Genomic DNA, 19,517 nt, shown 5'->3' with positions numbered 1-19,517 from the left:
GAACCGTGTTTCGCAGATCGTCAACAACTTTTTTCACTACATCGTTGCGACTGCGGGGCTCAACTTCCAGGCCAGCTAAGCGCGCCAGACTTCAGCACACCACCAGCCCTGCTTCCCTCTTCCGCGCCGCGTTTCCGTTAGCGCGAAAGAGGCGTGATTCTAAGCACCCGCCCTCAACTGCGCAAGCCCCTTTGTGAAAATATTTTGAAAAAGCCCTCGTGCGCTGTCGCGCACGGGGGCTTCGGGCTCGACGGGTCGCGTGGCGCCGGCAACCTGGAGGTCGCCGGCAACACTCCCCTCTATATATAGAGGCGCGTCACTTGCCGCCCACTGCAGCCTGCAGTTGCTCGACCGGCACCGCGTCGGCCATCGCCGTGTAGCCGGCATCGCTCGGATGAATACCGTCGCCGCTATCGTAGCGACGCTGCAGCACACTCGGGCGCGCCGGATCGCGCAGCACGGCATCGAAGTCGACCACGCCATCGAACCCGCTACCGCTCCGGATCCACCGGTTCACCTCAAGGCGGATCGCCTCGCGCCCCACCGGCAGTCCGGCCGGCGTCAGCGTCGCACCGAAGACCTTCACGCCCTGACGGTGCGCCGCTTCGATCAGCCGGCGGTAGCCGTCGATCAAAGACGCAGCCGTGACCTGCGTATGCGGGTGGTCGCAATCGAGCCCTGCGCGCGGCGGCATCGCCGCAAAGTTGATGTCGTTGATCCCGATCAGCACGATCGCCGCCTTCACCCCCGCGCGCGACAGCGCATCGCGTTCGAACCGCGACGCCAGCGACGTGCCGTAGCACGCCGAATCGCTGAGCAGCCGGTTCCCGCTGATACCAAGATTCGCGACACCGATCGACTCCGCACCAGAGGCGTTCAGCCGGCGCGCGAGTGCGTCCGGCCAGCGGCGGTTCCGGTTCACGCTCGAGCGCAGCCCGTCGGTGATCGAATCGCCGATCGCAGCTACGCTGGCACGCGCGGAACCGGTCTCGACCGCGAGTTCGGTCACCCACGCATATTGGGTAAAGCGGGTGCGGAATGCGGCAGCGCCCGGATCACTCACGTGATCGCCCGGCACAGACACGTAATTGAACTGGTTCGACACGCGGTGCCAGACCGTCATCCGCTGGCTCGCCCCCACCTGGAGGCTGATCGCATACGGCCGCCCGGCCGCCACGTCGATCACCACCGGATCGCTTTCGAGCTCCTGGCCCGGCGCAAGCGTCACCGACGCCTTGCCGCCGAACCGGACCGGCACCGCCGCGCCTGCAAGCGCCGCCCCTTCGCCCGCGCGCGCGAGGCTTGCCGCCTCGACGACCAGCGGCGCACGACCGTATGCATTGCTGACGCGAATCCGCGCGGCGCGGCCCGACACCGTCGGATAGACGATCTGGCGCACGACACGCCCAGCCACGTCGGGCGCGCGATAGAGCGGCGGCGGTGCGGCAAGGTCGGGAATCGGCTGCAGCGCGGTCGCCCACGCGACCACCCATCCGGCCGGCGCGGCCGAGGCCGACGCCACGAGCGGCGAGACAAAGACAGCCGCACCCAGCACGGCCGCGGCGATACTGCTTCGGAATGACATCGGCAAAATCCTCGTCGGAAAGCGGGCATTGTGCCGCAGAAGACGCGAACCCCACGCGCCGGACCACCGTCACGCCACCCGATCCCGCCCCGACGTCCCTCGTTTACCCGAGTCTCGCCGCAAATCCGCAAGAAATTTATTAACCGACCGGTCGGTTGGTTTATACTTCGCACACATTCAACCGGACGAGAGCCTCGCCATGTACACGCAATCCCTCGACATCCCCGGCAACGTCGCGCCGCTCGACGCCGCAGCCGAGTCGCCCGAGCAGGCGCGGTTCGATGCGGTCATGGCCGCCGACGGCAAGATCGAGCCGCAGGACTGGATGCCCGATGCCTATCGCAAGACACTGGTTCGCCAGATCTCGCAGCACGCGCACTCGGAAGTCGTCGGCATGCTGCCCGAAGGCAACTGGATCTCGCGCGCGCCGAGCCTGAAGCGCAAGGCGATCCTGCTCGCGAAGGTCCAGGACGAAGCCGGCCACGGCCTCTATCTTTATAGCGCGGCCGAAACGCTCGGCGTATCGCGCGATTCGCTGATCGACGCGCTGCACGCCGGCAAGGCGAAATACTCGAGCATCTTCAACTACCCGACGCCGACCTGGGCCGACGTCGGCGTGATCGGCTGGCTCGTCGACGGCGCCGCGATCATGAACCAGATCCCGCTGTGCCGCTGCACGTACGGCCCGTACGCGCGCGCCATGATCCGCGTGTGCAAGGAAGAATCGTTCCACCAGCGCCAGGGCTTCGACGCACTGCTGTCGATGATGAAGGGCACCGACGCGCAACGCGCGATGGTCCAGCAGGCCGTGAACCGCTGGTGGTGGCCGGTGCTGATGATGTTCGGCCCGAGCGACGCCGATTCGGTCCACAGCAACCAGTCCGCGAAATGGGGCATCAAGCGGATCACGAACGACGACCTGCGGCAAAAGTTCGTCGACGCGACGGTCGACCAGGCGAAGGTGCTCGGCGTGACGCTGCCCGACCCCGACCTGAAGTGGAACGAGGCGCGCGGCCATCACGACTACGGCACGATCGACTGGGACGAATTCTGGCGCGTGGTCAACGGCGACGGCCCGTGCAACAAGGAACGCCTCGCGACCCGCGTGAAAGCGCACGAGGACGGCGCATGGGTGCGCGAAGCCGCACTCGCCCACGAAGCAAAGCGCCGCGCGCGCGCCGAACAGCACGCCGCCTGAGCGGCGGCACACCATCGAATTCAGGATTCAGGAGAGAGTGATGAACAAGGAATGGCCGATCTGGGAAGTGTTCGTGCGCAGCAAGCAGGGGCTCGATCACAAGCATTGCGGCAGCCTGCACGCCGCCGACGCGTCGATGGCGCTGCGCATGGCGCGCGACGTCTACACGCGCCGCCAGGAAGGCGTGAGCATCTGGGTGGTGCCGTCGTCGGCGATCACCGCGTCGGATCCGAACGAGAAGGCCGAGCTGTTCGAGCCGGCGGGCGACAAGATCTACCGTCACCCGACGTTCTACACGCTGCCCGACGAAGTCAACCACATGTAACGCCCGCGCCATGACGATCACGCCCGAACACCTCTCCTACGTGCTGCGCCTCGCGGACAACACGCTCATCCTCGGTCAGCGAAACGCCGAATGGTGCGGCCACGGCCCGATCCTCGAGGAAGACATCGCGCTCACCAACATGAGCCTCGACCTCATCGGCCAGTCGCGCATGCTGTATACGCACGCGGCCGAACTCGAGCACCAGCTCACCGGCGCAACGAAGACCGAGGACGATTACGCGTACTTCCGCACCGAGCGCGAGTTCGCGAATTTCACGCTCGCCGAGTTGCCGCACTACGGCCCGGTCGCCGGCACCGCGCACGCCGACAACGACTACGCGGTGACGATCGTGCGCAACTTCCTGTACTCGGTGCTGATGCTGCACGTATGGACCGCGCTCGAAACGTCGACCGACACGCAGCTCGCCGCGATCGCCGCGAAATCGGTGAAGGAAACCCGCTATCACGTGCAGCATGCACGCGAGTGGCTCGTGCGCCTCGGTGACGGCACCGACGCATCGCACCGTCGTGCGCAGGACGCGCTCGACTACCTGACGCCGTACACGCGTGAATTCTTCGCCGCCGATGCGATCGACGACGCGGTCGCCGCCGCGGGCATCGCCCCCGCACTGGCCACGCTCGAAGCGGCATGGCGCGCGGACGTGGACGACACGCTCGCGGAAGCAACGCTCACGCTGCCGGCCCCCGTACAGCATGTGACGACCGGCAAGCAGGGCGAGCACTCTGAACACATGGGCTACCTGCTCGCCGAAATGCAAAGCCTCGCACGCCAGCACCCCGGCGCGACCTGGTAACCCCGACGCCACGGAGCCCGACGATGTCCGTCCAGACTGCCCCCGCCATCACCGCGCACGGCGACGATCCGCTGCTCGCCCGTGCATGGGACGTGCTCGAAGCCGTGCCCGACCCCGAGATCCCGGTCGTGTCGATCCGCGAGCTCGGCATCCTGCGCGACGTCCGCCGCGCGGACGACGGCAAGCTCGAAGTCGTGATCACGCCGACCTACTCGGGTTGCCCGGCCATGTCGCAGATCGCGGAGGACATCGCCGCCGCACTGCAGGCCGCCGACCTCCCGCCGCACCGGATCGAGACGGTGCTCGCACCGGCGTGGACTACCGACTGGATCACCCAGGAAGCGCGCGACAAGCTGCGCGAGTACGGCATTGCGCCGCCGGTCGGCCAGTGCGGCACCGCCGCGCCGCGGGAAAACGTCGTGCGTTTCGTGCCGCGGCCCGTCGCGGCGCCCGCGTGCCCGCGCTGCGGCTCCGCCCGCACCGAGCGTCTCGCGCAATTCGCGTCCACGGCCTGCAAGGCGCTGTATCGCTGCGTCGACTGCCGCGAACCCTTCGACTACTTCAAACCTTATTAATCGATATGGCGACCCCGCAATTTCATCCGCTGCGTATCCGCGACGTGCGGCCCGAGACCGCCGACGCCGTAACCGTCTCCTTCGACGTACCGCCCGAGCTGCGCGACGCTTACCGCTTCACGCAGGGCCAGTTCGTCACGCTGAAGACCCACATCGACGGCGAGGAAACGCGCCGCTCGTATTCGATCTGCGTCGGCACGACGGACTACGACCGTGACGGCGAACTGCGCATCGGCATCAAGCGCGTGCGCGGCGGCCGCTTCTCGAACTTCGCGTTCGACTCGCTTAAGCCGGGCCACACGATCGACGTGATGACGCCGGACGGCCGTTTCTTCACGCACCTGAACGCCGACCACGGCAAGCAGTACGTCGCGTTTTCCGGCGGTTCCGGGATCACACCGGTGCTCGCGATCGTGAAGACGACGCTCGAACTCGAGCCGCGCAGCACGTTCACGCTGATCTACGGCAACCGCAGCGTCGACGCGATCATGTTCGCGGAGGATCTCGAGGACCTGAAGAACCGCTACATGAACCGCTTCGTCCTCTATCACGTGCTGTCGGACGACCAGCAGGACGTCGAGCTGTTCAATGGCGTGCTCGACCAGGCGAAGTGCGCGGAATTCCTTGCCACGCTGACGCCGGCCGACGCGATCGACGAGGCATTCATCTGCGGCCCCGCACCGATGATGGATGCGGCCGAAGCCGCGCTGAAGGCGGGCGGCGTGCCGCAGGCGAAGGTGCACGTCGAGCGCTTCGGCACGCCGCTGCCGCAGGCCGGCGCGCCGGTCGTCGAAATCACCGACCAGACGCCGGCCGCCGAGCTGGAAATCGTGCTCGACGGCAAGAAGCGCAAGCTGCGCCTGCCGTACGAAGGCGTGAGCCTGCTCGATGTCGGCCTGCGCGCGGGCCTCGCGCTGCCGTACGCGTGCAAGGGCGGCGTGTGCTGCACGTGCCGCGCGAAGGTGCTCGAGGGCGAAGTGCGGATGGAGAAGAATTACACGCTCGAAGAGCATGAAGTGAAGGACGGCTTCGTGCTCACGTGCCAGTGCCACCCGATCAGCGACAAGGTCGTCGTGAGCTACGACGAGCGTTGAGCGACGTCGCGTCGCAGCGCCGGACGGTTTCTCGCCGTCACACATCTCGCTTACACTAGGGGCCGCCGGCCGGCTGGACATCGCAACGTCCGCCCGGCCGGCGGCTTTCTTTTGTTGACGACAGGCCGATGAGTACCATTCATGTGATTCAGGGCGGCACCGCCGCCGCGTCGCTGCGCGAGGCACTCGCGCAAGCCGGACGCGACGAGCTCGTCGTCGGATTGCTCGACGATCTCGGCGTCGGGCCGCTCAAGGGCGCCGACGAGACGCCCGACACGCGCGCCGCCTTCTGGCAGCGCGTGCTCGGCGACCAGATTCCCGACTGGAACGCAGAGATCGAAGGCGAGTTCGCGCGCCTCGACCAACTCGCGACCGATACCGGCCAGGTGGTGGTGTGGCATGCGCCGAGCGTCGGCGACAAGCTGCTGCTGCGCCGCGTCGCGTATCACCTGCGCAACGTCCCGCAACGCCTGAACGAAGTGCGGCTGTCGGCCGCCGACCTCGACTCGGCGCAGCGCGCGGCGCTGTCGCGCACCGACCAGGCGTGCGCGACCGGCATGTTCTCGCCCGCCGAACTGGCGCGCAAGCGCCCGGTGGCCGCGCCGATCTCGGTGCTGCGCATCGGCCGCCTCGCGCTCGAATGGCAGGAGGCGAAGCACCTGAACGCCGAGCTTCGCTACTGGGTCAGCAACACGATCAAGAGCGGCCACTACGAGGATCTCGACGCGCTGATCGTCGCGCGCGCGGCAACCGACTGGCTGCCCGCGAGGCGCCTCGTCGGCAGCATCATGGCCGACGCCGACCGCGGCGGGCTGTTCGTCAGCGACTCGATCGCCTGGTGGCGCTGCCGCGAGCTCGCGGCAACCGGCCGGCTCGAGCTGCAGGACGACGCGCCCGACGCCCTCTCTTCCACGCAGGTGCGCGCGGCCCGCGCGGCCGCCACGCACAGCTAATCTTCCGCATTCGACCATGGCCCGTACCCGAGCGCCCGACCACGAATCCCAGCGCGAGCAGATCCTCGATCTGGCCGCCGAGAAATTCGCGCAGACGAGCTACCCGAGCACGTCGATGTCCGATCTCGCGACCGCGAGCGGTACGTCGAAGGCACGCCTCTATCACTATTACGAGAGCAAGGAAGCGATCCTGTTCGACCTGCTCGACCGCTACACGAAACGGCTGATGCTGATCATCGCCGAGGTCGAAGGGGCGAGCCAGCGGCGCGGCCTCAGCGAGCGCGACGCGTTCGCCGAGCTCGTGCGCGCATTCCTCGCCGAGTACGAGACGTCGCACAGCCGTCACGTCGCGCTGCTCAACGACGTGAAGTATCTCGAAGACGCGCAGCGCGAAATCGTGCTCGACCGCCAGCGCGACATCGTCGCGGCGTTCACGCGGCAGCTCGCACGCGCGTACCCCGACCGCATCTCGAAGGAAAACCAGACATCCGTGACGATGATGGTGTTCGGGATGATCAACTGGACGTTCACGTGGTTGAAGCCGGGCGGCCGCCTCGGCTACCGCGACTTCGCCGAGCAGGTGATCGACCTGATCGAGCGCGGGCTGTCGACCGCGGCCTGATTGACGCGCAGCAGCAAGCGTTGCGCGACGGGCACACTGCGCCCGTCCGTCGCACGCTTCATATGATGAATTTTAAATCCGTTAAAAATCAAATAGATACGGATTTAACTAAGCAGATTTAGAATTCATCCTCCAGCTTAAACATCGTTAAATACGGGTTTTCCCCAATCCGAGGGCCGACGGTCGGGTAAAATGCTGTTGCGTTGCACAACCCGCTGTACGGTCACACTGAGGAACCCACGATGAACACGCAATTCAACGGCACTGCCGATGTCGTCGGCAACGCCGGTACTGCGCCGGTTCTCGTCAGGGAACTGGCTTCCAAAGACCGTGAGCAAATGCTCACCCACTTTCTCTCGCTCGACGAAGAGGACCGCCTGCTGCGCTTCGGCCAGATGGTGCCCGACCACGTGATCGAGAACTATGTCCGCACGATCGACTTCGGCCGCGACACCGTGTTCGGCGTGTTCGACCACGACCTCGAACTGATCGGCGTCGGCCACCTGGCCTACCTGCCGGCCGAGGGCGACAAGCGCACGGCCGAATTCGGCGTGTCGGTGCTCGAAAGCGCACGCGGCCGCGGCGTCGGCTCGAAGCTGTTCGAGCGCGCGGCGATCCGCAGCCGCAACACGCACGTGACGATGCTGTACATGCACTGCCTGTCGCGTAACGCGACGATGATGCACATCGCGAAGAAATCCGGGATGCGGATCGAGTACGCGTACGGCGAAGCCGATGCGTACCTGTCGCTGCCGCCGGCCGACCACTCGACGATCATCGCCGAGATGCTGCAGGAACAGGCCGCGGTGTTCGACTACGCGATGAAGCGCCAGGCGCGCCGCACGACGAAGTTCATCGAATCGCTGATGCCCGCCGCGCTGACGGCGTAACGTCGACCCTGTCGGCCAGCCGGGCCGCGCCCGCGGCGCGCCCGGCCTCCTCCCTTCCCCGCCGCGCGCTAGCGCACCGAACGAATCGGCAACGCCGTCGTCTCCTTGAAGCATTCGAGCGAAAAGCTCGTCTTCACGTCGATCACCGACGGGTGATGCAGCAGATGCTCCTGCACGAAGCGGGAGAAATGCGCCATGTCCTCGACCTGCACGCGCAACAGGTAATCCATATCCCCCGTCATCGCGTGGCACGCGACCACTTCCGGCCAGGTCTGCACGGCCGCGCGAAACAGCTCCGCATGAGTCGCGCCCGCACGCGCCGACGTTTCGTCGGCCCGCACCGGCGCCAGGCCGCCGCGCTTCTCGAGCCGCACGCTCACGTACGCGAGCAGGTCGAGCCCGAGCTTCTGCGGATTCAGCAGCGCGACATAGCCGGTGATCACGCCGATCTCCTCGAGCCGCCGGATCCGCCGCAGGCACGGGCTCGGCGACAGGTTCACGCGCTCGGCGATCTCCTGGTTCGACAGGCGCCCGTTCTCCTGAAGAATCGCGAGAATTCGCCGGTCGATGGCATCCAATTCGGCTTGCGCCATCTTCTGCCCTCCAATGAATAGTTAGAGACTGGAAATTGCGCCATCGTAGGTTCAGGCAATTAAGTTCGCAAGTTTACGCTCGCGGCTGCCCGCTACACTCTGTCGCAAGTACCGATTCGTCGCACACGCCGCCTCGTGTGCCACGTTCGACATCGAACCAGGCCGGGCATGCGCACGTCGCCCCGGTCGATCGCCCCCACAGGAGACACGCCATGCAGATCCCGAACTGGGACAACCCCGTCGGCACCGACGGCTTCGAATTCATCGAATACACGGCACCGGACCCGAAAGCGCTCGGACAACTGTTCGAACGGATGGGTTTCACCGCGATCGCGCGCCACCGCCACAAGGACGTGACGGTGTACCGCCAGGGCGACATCAACTTCATCATCAACGCCGAACCGGATTCGTTCGCACAACGCTTCGCGCGCCTGCACGGCCCGTCGATCTGCGCGATCGCGTTCCGCGTGCAGGACGCCGCGAAGGCGTACAAGCGCGCGCTCGACCTCGGTGCATGGGGCTTCGACAACAAGACGGGCCCGATGGAGCTGAACATCCCGGCGATCAAGGGCATCGGCGATTCGCTGATCTACTTCGTCGACCGCTGGCGCGGCAAGAACGGCGCGCAACCGGGCGCAATCGGCGACATCAGCATCTATGACGTCGACTTCGAGCCGATCGCCGGCGCGAACCCGAACCCGGTCGGCCACGGCCTCACCTACATCGACCACCTGACGCACAACGTGCATCGCGGCCGCATGCAGGAATGGGCCGAGTTCTACGAACGCCTGTTCAACTTCCGCGAAGTGCGCTACTTCGACATCGAAGGCAAGGTGACGGGCGTGAAGTCGAAGGCGATGACGTCGCCGTGCGGCAAGATCCGCATCCCGATCAACGAGGAAGGCTCGGATACGGCCGGCCAGATCCAGGAATACCTCGACGCGTACCACGGCGAAGGCATCCAGCACATCGCGCTCGGCGCCACCGACATCTACCAGGCGGTCGACGGCCTGCGCAGCAAGGAAGTGAAGCTGCTCGACACGATCGACACGTATTACGAGCTGGTCGACCGCCGCGTGCCGAACCACGGCGAATCGCTGGAAGAACTGAAGAAGCGCAAGATCCTGATCGACGGCGCGCGCGACGACCTGCTGCTGCAGATCTTCACGGAGAACCAGATCGGGCCGATCTTCTTCGAGATCATCCAGCGCAAGGGCAACCAGGGCTTCGGCGAAGGCAACTTCAAGGCGCTGTTCGAATCGATCGAGCTCGACCAGATCCGCCGCGGCGTCGTGCAGGACAAGGCCTGACGCATCCGGCGGGCGGCTGCCCGGGGCCCCGACAGCCCGCACGATCCGGCGGCACAAAGAAAAAGGGCGGGAATCCCAGGATTCCCGCCCTTTTTGCATTCCGGCGCGGCCCGCAGGCCGCGCGACCGGATCAACGCGCGTTCGCCTTCGACTCGACGGCGCGCTCGGCCGACGGCTGCGCGACGGCGTCCTGGGCCGGCACGATCTGCTGCATCTGCGCGCCGGCTGCCGCCAGTGCGCTCGCGCCTCGCGCATGCACCGGGCCCGTCATCGAGAAAAACGCGGCGGACACGATCAGGAAACTCTGGATATGACGTGTGTTCATTGCACCTCCTGTAAAACTGCCGGCGCCTCTCCGATTGCGTCGAAACGAACCAACGCGGCCGGGCACCACCAGCAGGCCGACAAGATTAACGGCGTTTGCATGCAGATGGGGCCAGCTTTACATGCTTTTACATGATGTAACTCATGATTCAGCCCCTTTTTTTGATGCGCCGCCGCATTCCCCCCGCGTTCCAACCGATGGGCGGCGGGTTTGCCCCAGTGCTACCATCGCTTAAAACCGGCCAATATGCCGGCCACTGCCGACGCGTCCACAAGATGCCCGAAGCAGTCGAGTTTTGGTGATCCCAAACTGGGTGGAGGAGACAGTTAATGAATGCCCCGCTAGACGCAGGCCAACGCGCGTCGCTAGAAGCCGCGCTGAAGTCCGTCACGCTTGATGACAAATACACACTGGAACGCGGTCGCGCGTACATGAGCGGCATCCAGGCCCTCGTGCGCCTGCCGATGCTCCAGCAGGAACGCGATCGCGCCGCCGGTCTCAATACGGCCGGCTTCATCTCCGGCTATCGCGGTTCGCCGCTCGGCGGCCTCGATCTATCGCTCTGGAAAGCCAAGCAGCACCTGGCAGCCCACCAGATCGTCTTCCAGCCTGGCCTCAACGAAGATCTCGCCGCCACCGCCGTGTGGGGCTCGCAACAGGTGAACCTGTACCCCGGCGCGAAGCACGACGGCGTGTTCGGCATGTGGTACGGCAAGGGCCCGGGCGTCGACCGCACGGGTGACGTATTCAAGCACGCGAACTCGGCCGGCTCGTCGCAGCACGGCGGCGTGCTGGTGCTCGCCGGTGACGACCACGCGGCGAAATCGTCGACGCTCGCACACCAGTCCGAACACATCTTCAAGGCCTGCGGGCTGCCCGTGCTGTTCCCGTCCAACGTGCAGGAATATCTCGATTTCGGCCTGCACGGCTGGGCCATGAGCCGCTACTCGGGCCTGTGGGTCGCGCTCAAGTGCGTGACGGACGTGGTCGAATCGTCGGCGTCGGTCGACATCGACCCGCATCGCACCGAGATCGTGCTGCCGACCGACTTCATCGTGCCGGAAGGCGGGCTGAACATCCGCTGGCCCGACCCGCCGCTCGTGCAGGAAGCACGGCTGCTCGACTACAAGTGGTACGCGGCGCTCGCCTACGTGCGCGCGAACAAGCTCGACCGCATCGAGATCGATTCGCCGAGCGCGCGCTTCGGGATCATGACGGGCGGCAAGGCTTACCTCGACGTGCGCCAGGCGCTGACCGACCTCGGCCTCGACGACGAAACCTGCGCACGGATCGGCATCCGGCTCTACAAGGTCGGCTGCGTGTGGCCGCTCGAAGCGCAGGGCGCACAGGCGTTCGCGCGCGGCCTCGACGAAATCCTCGTCGTCGAGGAAAAGCGCCAGATCCTCGAATACGCGATCAAGGAAGAGCTGTACAACTGGCCCGACGGCCAGCGGCCGCGCGTGTTCGGCAAGTTCGACGAGAAGGACGGCGCCGGCGGCGAATGGTCGGTGCCGATGGGCAACTGGCTGCTGCCCGCGCACTACGAGTTGTCGCCGGCGATCATCGCGAAGGCGATCGCGACGCGCCTCGAGAAGTTCGAGCTGCCGTCCGACGTGCGCGCGCGCATCGCCGCACGGCTCGCCGTGATCAACGCGAAGGAAATGGCACTCGCGAAGCCGCACGTGCAGACCGAGCGCAAGCCGTGGTTCTGCTCGGGCTGCCCGCACAACACGTCGACCAACGTGCCGGAAGGCTCACGCGCGATCGCCGGCATCGGCTGCCACTACATGACCGTGTGGATGGACCGCAGCACGAGCACCTTCAGCCAGATGGGCGGCGAAGGCGTGCCGTGGATCGGCCAGGCGCCGTTCACGGACGAGAAGCACGTGTTCGCGAACCTCGGCGACGGCACCTACTTCCACTCGGGCCTGCTGGCCGTGCGCGCGGCGATCTCGTCGAAGGCGAACATCACCTACAAGATCCTGTACAACGACGCGGTCGCGATGACGGGCGGCCAGCCGGTGGACGGTGTGCTGACGGTGCCGCAGATCACGCATCAGCTCGCGTCCGAAGGCGCGAAGAAGATCGTGATCGTCACCGACGAGCCGGAGAAGTACGACAGCCAGAAGGCGCTGCTCGCGCCGGGCGTGCCGATCCATCACCGCGACCAGCTCGACGACGTGCAGCGCGAGCTGCGCGAGATCGAAGGCACGACGATCCTGATCTACGACCAGACCTGCGCGACCGAGAAACGCCGCCGCCGCAAACGCGGCACGTATCCGGACCCGGCGAAGCGCGTCGTGATCAACGACGCGGTGTGCGAAGGCTGTGGCGACTGCTCCGTGCAGTCGAACTGCCTGTCGGTCGAGCCGCTGGAAACCGAATTCGGCACGAAGCGCCAGATCAACCAGTCGAGCTGCAACAAGGACTTCTCGTGCGTGAAGGGCTTCTGCCCGAGCTTCGTCACGGTCGAGGGCGGCCAGCTGAAGAAGCCGAAGGCCGTGTCGGTCGACGGCAACGCACTGCCGCCGATCCCCGAGCCGACGCTGCCGGACATCGACCGCGCATACGGCGTGCTCGTCACGGGCGTCGGCGGCACGGGCGTCGTCACGATCGGCGCGCTGCTCGGGATGGCCGCGCACCTGGAAAACAAGGGCGTGACCGTGCTCGACGTCACCGGCCTCGCGCAGAAAGGCGGCGCCGTGATGAGCCACGTGCAGATCTCGCACGCACCGACCGACATCCACGCAACGCGGATCGCGATGGGCGAAGCCGACCTCGTGATCGGCTGCGACGCGATCGTCACGGCCGGCGACGAGTGCACGTCGCGGATGCGGCACGACACGACCCGCGTGGTCGTCAACAGCGCGCAGACGCCGACCGCCGAGTTCATCAAGAACCCGAACTGGGCGTTCCCCGGCCTGTCCGCCGAGAACGACATCCGCGCGGCGGCAGGCGTTGACGTCGACTTCATCGACGCGAACCGCTTCGCGGTCGCGCTGCTCGGCGACGCGATCTACACGAACCCGTTCGTGCTCGGCTACGCGTGGCAGAAAGGCTGGCTGCCGCTCACGCTCGCGTCGCTCGTCCGTGCGATCGAGCTGAATGCGGTATCGGTCGAGAAGAACCGTGCGGCATTCGACTGGGGCCGCCGCGCCGCGCACGACCTGGCGAGCGTGAAGCAGGCCGCGGCCGGCGACACCCGCGCCGCGCAAGGCGCCACGGTGATCGCGCTGCACACGAAGAAGGCGGTCGACGCGCTGATCGCGAAGCGCGTGGAATTCCTCACCGCGTACCAGAACGCCGCGTACGCGTCGCGCTATGCAGCGTTCGTCGACAAGGTGCGGGCGGCCGAGCGTACGCTGGCAGACGGCGACACGGTGCAGGAGCAGCTGACCGAAGCGGTCGCGCGCAACCTGTTCAAGCTGATGGCGTACAAGGACGAATACGAGGTCGCGCGGCTGCAGTCCGATCCGGCGTTCCTCGCCCGTCTGACTGCGCAGTTCGAAGGCGACTGGAAGCTGAAATTCCACCTCGCGCCGCCGCTGTTCGCAAAGACGGATGCACACGGCCATCTCGTGAAGAAGGCGTACGGCCCGTGGATGATGTCGGCGTTCCGGCTGCTTTCGAAGGCGAAGTTCCTGCGCGGCACGGGGCTCGACCCGTTCGGCCGTACCGAGGAGCGCCGCACCGAGCGCGCGCTGATCGGCGAGTACGAAGCGCTGATCGCCGAGGTGCTCGCCAGGCTGAACGCGGCCAACCGCCCGCTCGCCCTCGAGCTCGCGGCGCTGCCGGACGGCATTCGCGGCTACGGCCACGTGAAGGAGAACAACCTGCGCGCGGTACGCCAGAAGTGGAACACGCTGCTCGCGAAGTGGCGGGCGCCGGCCGGCGGCCAGTCGCACCAGCAGGTCGCGTAAGTCACGGCACACGACCGGCGTTCGCGGTTCGGACGCCCGCCCCGTGCCGCCAGCGCTTCACGATAAAAAAAACGCCACGGAACGCAGGTTCCGTGGCGTTTTTCATTGCGCCGCGCCCGAAGCGCGGCACACGCGGGCGTGGACTTACTTCGTGTTCACGTTCGCGGCGGCAACGGCCGTCATGTTGATGATCCGGCGCACGGTCGCAGCCGGCGTCAGGATGTGGACCGGCTTCGCCGCGCCGAGCAGGAACGGGCCGACCGTCACGCCTTCGCCGCCGACCATCTTCAGCAGGTTGTACGCGATGTTCGCCGCTTCGACGTTCGGCATGATCAGCAGGTTCGCTTCACCCGACAGCGTCGTGCCGGGGAATGCCTGCTTGCGGATCATTTCCGACAGCGCCGCGTCGCCGTGCATTTCGCCGTCGACTTCCAGGTTCGGTGCGCGTTCGACGATCAGCTTGCGAGCCTCGCCCATCCGGCGCGACGACGCCGACGGCGCGCTGCCGAAGTTCGAGTTCGACAGCAGCGCAGCCTTCGGCGCAATGCCGAAGCGCTCGATCTCGGCCGCGGCCTGGATCGTCATGTCGGCGAGCTGTTCGGCGCTCGGCAGCTCGTTCACGTACGTATCGCACACGAACAGGTTGCGGCCCGGCAGCATCAGCAGGTTCATCGCCGCGAAGTGCTCGGCGCCCTTCGCACGGCCCAGCACCTGCTCGATGAACTTCAGGTGGCTGTGGAACGTGTCGATCATCCCGCAGATCATGCCGTCGGCATCGCCCAGGTGCACGAGCATCGCGCCGATCAGCGTGTTGAACTTGCGCATCGCGGCCTTCGCGACTTCCGGCGTCACGCCGTCACGCGCGCCGATTTCCTGATACGCCTGCCAGTAGCGGTGGTAGCGCGCATCGTCTTCCGGATCGACGATTTCGAAATCGATGCCGGCCTTCAGCTTGGAGCCGATCTTCTGCAAGCGCATGTCGACGACCGACGGACGGCCGACGATGATCGGCTTCGCGATCTTTTCCTGCAGCACGAACTGCGCGGCGCGCAGCACGCGCTCGTCCTCGCCCTCGGCGAACACGATGCGGGCCTGCTTCTGCTTCGCGGTCGCGAACACCGGGCGCATCACCATGCCGGTGCGGTAGACGGTCGCGCCGAGCTGCTCACGGTACGCGTCCATGTCCTGGATCGGACGGGTTGCGACGCCCGAATCCATCGCGGCTTGTGCGACAGCCGGCGCGATCTTGATGATCAGGCGCGGATCGAACGGCTTCGGAATCAGGTAGTCCGGCCCGAATTCGAGCGAGTGGCCTTCATACGCCTTCGCGACTTCTTCGCTCTGGTCGGTTTCCTGCGCCAGCTCGGCGATCGCGCGCACGCACGCGAGCTTCATTTCTTCCGTGATCGTCGTCGCGCCGACGTCGAGCGCGCCGCGGAAGATGAACGGGAAGCACAGCACGTTGTTGACCTGGTTCGGGTAGTCCGAACGGCCGGTCGCGACGATCGCGTCCGGGCGCACGGCCTTCGCGTCTTCCGGGCGGATTTCCGGTTCCGGGTTCGCGAGCGCCAGGATCAGCGGGCGGTCGCCCATCGTCTTGACCATGTCCTGCTTCAGCACGCCGGCGCTCGAGCAGCCGAGGAACACGTCCGCGCCGACGATCGCGTCGGCGAGCGTGCGTGCATCGGTGGTCGCCGCATAACGCTGCTTCGACGGATCGAGGTTGCCGCGCCCTTCGTAGATCACGCCCTTCGAATCGGCGACGAGGATGTTCGACTTCGTCAGGCCGAGGTTCACCAGCAGGTCCAGACACGCGATCGCAGCTGCGCCCGCGCCCGAGCACACGAGCTTCACTTCGGACAGCTTCTTGCCGACGACCTTCAGGCCGTTCAGGATCGCGGCCGACGCGATGATCGCGGTGCCGTGCTGGTCATCGTGGAAGACCGGGATCTTCATGCGCTCGCGCAGCTTCTGCTCGATGTAGAAGCATTCCGGCGCCTTGATGTCCTCGAGGTTGATGCCGCCGAGCGTCGGCTCGAGCATCGCGATCGCCTCGACGAGCTTGTCGGGGTCGGACTCCGACAGTTCGATGTCGAACACGTCGATGCCCGCGAATTTCTTGAAGAGGCAGCCCTTGCCTTCCATCACCGGCTTCGCGGCGAGCGGGCCGATGTTGCCGAGGCCGAGCACGGCGGTGCCGTTCGTGATGACGCCGACGAGGTTGCCGCGCGACGTATACTTCTGCGCGTCGAGCGGATCGGCGTGGATCGCTTCGCACGCGGCGGCAACGCCCGGCGAATACGCGAGCGACAGATCGAGCTGGTTCGACAGCGGCTTGGTCGGGGTGACCGAAATCTTGCCGGGTTTCGGGTTCAGGTGATAAGCGAGTGCGGCCTGCTTCAGTTGTTCGTCCATGATTGACCTGCGAGAGACATGCGAAATGTTGACGGTTCAGTACACAGCACCTTCGGCCGCGTCTGCTTGAATCGAGAGGGTGATCGACTGCGAGACGGCACGCGACGCGCCGGATCGGCACGCCATCGAACCTTGGCGGGTGGCAAGAGGAAAGTACAAAGTACTGAACGATTTCTAAGGGTCGCCTAGTGTACACCCCACGCATGACGCATGTTGGTGCAGCGCCGCATCCTCTGCATCAACACGCGAGCGGTCCGGCCCCGCTTGTTTCGCCGGTGGTGAGCCGCGCGGTGAACCCGCGCGAATTCCGCCGAAAACCGGCCTGAATCGGGTAAAATAGCGGGCTACGCGCGCAGCGATGCGATTGGCCCTCCGATCGCGCCCCGGCCCCCCGGGCAGGTTCCCCTTGCTGCGCCACCGGGCCCGCGCCCGCTCTTCGCTCATCACCCAAGGAATGCCCATGACAGGCTACGATCGTCAGTCGATCTCGGATACGACCGCCAAAATCCTGCTCGAAGTACAGGCAGTGCACTTCAACGCAGAAAAACCGTTCATCTTCACGTCCGGCTGGGCAAGCCCCGTCTATATCGACTGCCGCAAGCTGATTTCGTATCCGCGCGTGCGCCGCGCGCTGATGGAAATGGCTGAAACGACGATCACGCGCGACATCGGCTTCGAGCAGATCGACGCGGTGGCGGGCGGCGAAACGGCCGGCATCCCGTTCGCGGCATGGATCGCGGACCGGATGATGGTGCCGATGCAGTACGTGCGCAAAAAGCCGAAGGGTTTCGGCCGCAACGCGCAGATCGAAGGCCACCTGGAAGAAGGCTCGCGCGTGCTGCTCGTGGAAGACCTGACGACCGACAGCCGCAGCAAGATCAACTTCGTCAACGCGCTGCGTACCGCAGGCGCGACGGTGAACCACTGCTTCGTGCTGTTCCACTACAACATCTTCAAGGAAAGCGTGTCGGTCCTGAAGGACATCGACGTCGACCTGCACGCGCTCGCCACGTGGTGGGACGTGCTGCGCGTCGCGAAGGCGTCGGGCTACTTCGAGACGAAGACGCTCGACGAAGTCGAGAAATTCCTGCACGCACCGGCCGAGTGGTCGGCTGCGCACGGCGGCGCGACGTCCCCGAAGGACTGACGCCGCGCCGGCCCGCTGGCCGGCGTCCTGGCTCAAAAAGCCGCCCGCTTCATCGCGGGCGGCTTTTTTTTCGTCCATCGGTTCGCGCAGGAATCGATCGCGACCACGGGTCGCGGCGTGCATCGCTCATCGAACCCTAATGCTAGACTTGATCCATCGCTGCCATCAGCTGCGCAGGCAACGCACTACGCCAACAACGCCGGGCGCATCGGTCCGGCCCACGTGACGGGAGAAGCGCCATATGCGTGTGGATCGCCGGATCACTCCGCCTGCGCCATCGGGTCGCCCGTCGCCATTCCTCGCCGCCCTCCTTTACGCCGTCGCCCTCACTGCCCTGCCCGCGCATGCGGAAGGCGCGTTCACCGTGACGAGTGACGACCTGAGCCCGGGCGGGCGCGTCCGCGCCGCGAACGTGTTCGACCGCGGCGACTGCAAGGGCGGCAACCACTCGCCGCAACTCACCTGGCACAACCCGCCGCCCGGCACGCACGGCTACGCGGTCACGATCTTCGATCCCGACGCGCCGGGGCACGGCTGGTGGCACTGGGCCGTGGCGGGCATTCCGGCGACGGTCATGAGCCTGCCCGCCGACGCGAGCGCGTCCGGCTTCCTGCGGCGCATTGGTGCGAGCGAAGCGCGCAACGACTTCGGGATCGACGGCTACGGCGGCCCGTGCCCGCCGCCCGGCAAGCCGCACCGCTACGTGATCACCGTCTACGCGCTCAAGGGCGACGACCTGCGCGTCGCGCAGGGCCGCCCCGCACCGATGTTCGAGCATGAGATCGGCACGCTGGCGATCGGCACCGCGCAACTCACGGTCAACTACGGGCAATAACGGGCGTCGGGCATCGCGCGCCGCCACGCGTCGATTGCCTGCCGCGGCGAAATTGCGTACTCCACGCCAGCGTGTTTTCCCGTCATTTCGGCTTGCTAGACTCTTCGTCACCGGTCGCGGCGCCACGCCGCGCATCCGTCGCGCCGCCCGCCGGCGACGCGTGATGCGGCGCGCAGCTGCGGCCGCCATTCCCGTTCCTTTCCGGAGAACGCTTCATGTCGAACATCGTCATCGTCTATCACAGCGGCTACGGTCACACGCAGAAACTGGCCGAGGCCGTGCACGCGGGCGCGCAGGATGCCGGCGCGACCGTGCGCCTGCTCCCCGTCGGCGACGTCGACGACGCGGGCTGGGCCGCGCTCGACGCGGCGGACGCGATCGTCTTCGGCGCGCCGACCTACATGGACGGCCCGTCGGCGCAGTTCAAGCAGTTTGCCGATGCAACGTCGAAAGCGTGGTTCACGCAGAAATGGAAGGACAAGATCGCCGCGGGCTTCACGAACTCCGCGACGATGAACGGCGACAAGTTCTCGACGATTCAATATTTCGTCACGCTGTCGATGCAGCATGGGATGGTGTGGGTCGGTACGAGCCTGATGCCGGCCAACTCGAAGGCGGCCACGCGCAACGACATCAACTACCTGGGCGGCTCGACGGGCCTGCTCGCGCAGTCGCCGGCGGATTCGACGCCCGACGAAGGCCCGCTGCCGGGCGACCTCGAGACCGGCAAGGCATTCGGCCGGCGCGTGGCCGAAGCGACCGCCCGCTGGGTCGCCGGCCGCGGCTGAGCACGTCCTGGCGCGCGCCTGCGGGCGTCAAAGGGACACAAGACGGCCCGCCGGCCGTCTTTTTTTCGCCCCGCGCGGTGCAGGCCCGCCGCATGACGTCTTAAAATGGTGGGTTCAGGGCGCGGGCC

17 protein-coding genes are annotated in these 19,517 nt (G+C 66.3%); 13 read left to right on the top strand and 4 right to left on the bottom strand.

From position 1 onward, the window contains the following. Nucleotides 1-316: 316 nt before the first annotated feature. Nucleotides 317-1,585 (bottom strand): SGNH/GDSL hydrolase family protein, encoded by a 1,269-nt coding sequence (locus tag BCO18175_RS28505; RefSeq protein WP_174985987.1) that lies wholly within the window; start codon nucleotides 1,583-1,585, stop codon nucleotides 317-319. Nucleotides 1,586-1,784: 199 nt separating this feature from the next. Between BCO18175_RS28505 and paaA the strand changes: the two genes are divergently transcribed. The 8 genes from paaA (at nucleotide 1,785) to BCO18175_RS28465 (ending at nucleotide 8,056) form a co-directional block, all read left to right on the top strand. Further along, on the top strand, nucleotides 1,785-2,783 hold the full coding sequence (gene paaA, locus BCO18175_RS28500) for a 1,2-phenylacetyl-CoA epoxidase subunit PaaA (RefSeq protein ID WP_039366897.1): 999 nt from the start codon (nucleotides 1,785-1,787) through the stop codon (nucleotides 2,781-2,783). A gap of 40 nt (nucleotides 2,784-2,823) precedes the next feature. Continuing rightward, nucleotides 2,824-3,108 carry a 1,2-phenylacetyl-CoA epoxidase subunit PaaB gene (gene paaB / locus BCO18175_RS28495; RefSeq protein WP_010092957.1) on the top strand — a complete coding sequence of 95 codons (285 nt, stop codon included), beginning with the start codon at nucleotides 2,824-2,826 and terminating at the stop codon, nucleotides 3,106-3,108. A 10-nt stretch (nucleotides 3,109-3,118) separates the two neighbouring features. Next, nucleotides 3,119-3,922, top strand: coding sequence for a 1,2-phenylacetyl-CoA epoxidase subunit PaaC (gene paaC, locus BCO18175_RS28490; RefSeq protein WP_174985985.1), 804 nt, complete (start codon nucleotides 3,119-3,121; stop codon nucleotides 3,920-3,922). A 23-nt stretch (nucleotides 3,923-3,945) separates the two neighbouring features. Beyond that, nucleotides 3,946-4,497: a 1,2-phenylacetyl-CoA epoxidase subunit PaaD gene (gene paaD / locus BCO18175_RS28485; RefSeq protein WP_174985983.1), complete on the top strand. Its 552-nt coding sequence runs from the start codon at nucleotides 3,946-3,948 to the stop codon at nucleotides 4,495-4,497. Nucleotides 4,498-4,502: 5 nt separating this feature from the next. Continuing rightward, the gene (gene paaE, locus BCO18175_RS28480; protein WP_174985981.1) at nucleotides 4,503-5,591 is read left to right on the top strand and encodes a 1,2-phenylacetyl-CoA epoxidase subunit PaaE; all 1,089 of its coding nucleotides are present in this window, start codon (nucleotides 4,503-4,505) and stop codon (nucleotides 5,589-5,591) included. Nucleotides 5,592-5,719: 128 nt separating this feature from the next. Beyond that, nucleotides 5,720-6,544: a DUF1835 domain-containing protein gene (locus tag BCO18175_RS28475; protein WP_174985979.1), complete on the top strand. Its 825-nt coding sequence runs from the start codon at nucleotides 5,720-5,722 to the stop codon at nucleotides 6,542-6,544. A 16-nt stretch (nucleotides 6,545-6,560) separates the two neighbouring features. Further along, a complete protein-coding gene (locus BCO18175_RS28470; protein ID WP_006482923.1) occupies nucleotides 6,561-7,166 on the top strand; it encodes a TetR/AcrR family transcriptional regulator in 606 nt (201 codons plus the stop codon). A gap of 242 nt (nucleotides 7,167-7,408) precedes the next feature. Continuing rightward, complete coding sequence (locus BCO18175_RS28465) at nucleotides 7,409-8,056, top strand: GNAT family N-acetyltransferase (RefSeq protein ID WP_174973703.1); 648 nt, start codon at nucleotides 7,409-7,411, stop codon at nucleotides 8,054-8,056. A 68-nt stretch (nucleotides 8,057-8,124) separates the two neighbouring features. Here BCO18175_RS28465 and BCO18175_RS28460 read toward each other — a convergent pair whose 3' ends face one another. Beyond that, nucleotides 8,125-8,649 (bottom strand): Lrp/AsnC family transcriptional regulator, encoded by a 525-nt coding sequence (locus BCO18175_RS28460; protein WP_011350656.1) that lies wholly within the window; start codon nucleotides 8,647-8,649, stop codon nucleotides 8,125-8,127. Between the two features lie 212 nt (nucleotides 8,650-8,861). Between BCO18175_RS28460 and hppD the strand changes: the two genes are divergently transcribed. Next, the gene (hppD, locus tag BCO18175_RS28455) at nucleotides 8,862-9,959 is read left to right on the top strand and encodes a 4-hydroxyphenylpyruvate dioxygenase (protein ID WP_085043426.1); all 1,098 of its coding nucleotides are present in this window, start codon (nucleotides 8,862-8,864) and stop codon (nucleotides 9,957-9,959) included. A 130-nt stretch (nucleotides 9,960-10,089) separates the two neighbouring features. On the opposite strand, the gene BCO18175_RS28450 is transcribed toward hppD, so the two are convergent. Further along, nucleotides 10,090-10,284: a hypothetical protein gene (locus BCO18175_RS28450; protein ID WP_046547411.1), complete on the bottom strand. Its 195-nt coding sequence runs from the start codon at nucleotides 10,282-10,284 to the stop codon at nucleotides 10,090-10,092. A gap of 329 nt (nucleotides 10,285-10,613) precedes the next feature. Here BCO18175_RS28450 and BCO18175_RS28445 point away from each other — a divergent pair, with 329 nt between their 5' ends. Then, the gene (locus BCO18175_RS28445) at nucleotides 10,614-14,204 is read left to right on the top strand and encodes an indolepyruvate ferredoxin oxidoreductase family protein (RefSeq protein ID WP_174985977.1); all 3,591 of its coding nucleotides are present in this window, start codon (nucleotides 10,614-10,616) and stop codon (nucleotides 14,202-14,204) included. Between the two features lie 144 nt (nucleotides 14,205-14,348). On the opposite strand, the gene BCO18175_RS28440 is transcribed toward BCO18175_RS28445, so the two are convergent. Next, nucleotides 14,349-16,619 (bottom strand): NADP-dependent malic enzyme, encoded by a 2,271-nt coding sequence (locus tag BCO18175_RS28440; protein WP_174918429.1) that lies wholly within the window; start codon nucleotides 16,617-16,619, stop codon nucleotides 14,349-14,351. Nucleotides 16,620-17,079: 460 nt separating this feature from the next. Between BCO18175_RS28440 and BCO18175_RS28435 the strand changes: the two genes are divergently transcribed. The 3 genes from BCO18175_RS28435 (at nucleotide 17,080) to BCO18175_RS28425 (ending at nucleotide 19,389) form a co-directional block, all read left to right on the top strand. After that, nucleotides 17,080-17,766 carry an orotate phosphoribosyltransferase gene (locus BCO18175_RS28435; protein ID WP_011350651.1) on the top strand — a complete coding sequence of 229 codons (687 nt, stop codon included), beginning with the start codon at nucleotides 17,080-17,082 and terminating at the stop codon, nucleotides 17,764-17,766. A gap of 241 nt (nucleotides 17,767-18,007) precedes the next feature. Next, nucleotides 18,008-18,601: a YbhB/YbcL family Raf kinase inhibitor-like protein gene (locus BCO18175_RS28430; RefSeq protein ID WP_174985975.1), complete on the top strand. Its 594-nt coding sequence runs from the start codon at nucleotides 18,008-18,010 to the stop codon at nucleotides 18,599-18,601. 215 nt (nucleotides 18,602-18,816) lie between these two features. Next, nucleotides 18,817-19,389, top strand: coding sequence for a flavodoxin family protein (locus tag BCO18175_RS28425; protein WP_174985973.1), 573 nt, complete (start codon nucleotides 18,817-18,819; stop codon nucleotides 19,387-19,389). Nucleotides 19,390-19,517: the final 128 nt, after the last annotated feature.

This window comes from Burkholderia lata (assembly GCF_902499335.1).
In the GTDB taxonomy this organism is placed as follows: Bacteria; Pseudomonadota; Gammaproteobacteria; order Burkholderiales; family Burkholderiaceae; genus Burkholderia; species Burkholderia lata_B.
This window is presented reverse-complemented; position numbering and strand designations above follow the sequence as displayed.

Excerpts from the sequence above, each read along its gene's own strand:
- BCO18175_RS28435 (WP_011350651.1), top strand. The coding sequence starts at position 17,080 with ATGACAGGCTACGATCGTCAGTCGATCTCGGATACGACCGCCAAAATC.
- BCO18175_RS28425 (WP_174985973.1), top strand. The coding sequence starts at position 18,817 with ATGTCGAACATCGTCATCGTCTATCACAGCGGCTACGGTCACACGCAG.
- paaE (WP_174985981.1), top strand. The coding sequence starts at position 4,503 with ATGGCGACCCCGCAATTTCATCCGCTGCGTATCCGCGACGTGCGGCCC.
- BCO18175_RS28465 (WP_174973703.1), top strand. The coding sequence starts at position 7,409 with ATGAACACGCAATTCAACGGCACTGCCGATGTCGTCGGCAACGCCGGT.
- paaB (WP_010092957.1), top strand. The coding sequence starts at position 2,824 with ATGAACAAGGAATGGCCGATCTGGGAAGTGTTCGTGCGCAGCAAGCAG.
- BCO18175_RS28440 (WP_174918429.1), bottom strand. The coding sequence starts at position 16,619 with ATGGACGAACAACTGAAGCAGGCCGCACTCGCTTATCACCTGAACCCG.
- paaD (WP_174985983.1), top strand. The coding sequence starts at position 3,946 with ATGTCCGTCCAGACTGCCCCCGCCATCACCGCGCACGGCGACGATCCG.
- BCO18175_RS28445 (WP_174985977.1), top strand. The coding sequence starts at position 10,614 with ATGAATGCCCCGCTAGACGCAGGCCAACGCGCGTCGCTAGAAGCCGCG.
- BCO18175_RS28460 (WP_011350656.1), bottom strand. The coding sequence starts at position 8,649 with ATGGCGCAAGCCGAATTGGATGCCATCGACCGGCGAATTCTCGCGATT.
- paaC (WP_174985985.1), top strand. The coding sequence starts at position 3,119 with ATGACGATCACGCCCGAACACCTCTCCTACGTGCTGCGCCTCGCGGAC.
- BCO18175_RS28450 (WP_046547411.1), bottom strand. The coding sequence starts at position 10,284 with ATGAACACACGTCATATCCAGAGTTTCCTGATCGTGTCCGCCGCGTTT.
- BCO18175_RS28505 (WP_174985987.1), bottom strand. The coding sequence starts at position 1,585 with ATGTCATTCCGAAGCAGTATCGCCGCGGCCGTGCTGGGTGCGGCTGTC.
- BCO18175_RS28430 (WP_174985975.1), top strand. The coding sequence starts at position 18,008 with ATGCGTGTGGATCGCCGGATCACTCCGCCTGCGCCATCGGGTCGCCCG.
- paaA (WP_039366897.1), top strand. The coding sequence starts at position 1,785 with ATGTACACGCAATCCCTCGACATCCCCGGCAACGTCGCGCCGCTCGAC.
- BCO18175_RS28475 (WP_174985979.1), top strand. The coding sequence starts at position 5,720 with ATGAGTACCATTCATGTGATTCAGGGCGGCACCGCCGCCGCGTCGCTG.
- BCO18175_RS28470 (WP_006482923.1), top strand. The coding sequence starts at position 6,561 with ATGGCCCGTACCCGAGCGCCCGACCACGAATCCCAGCGCGAGCAGATC.
- hppD (WP_085043426.1), top strand. The coding sequence starts at position 8,862 with ATGCAGATCCCGAACTGGGACAACCCCGTCGGCACCGACGGCTTCGAA.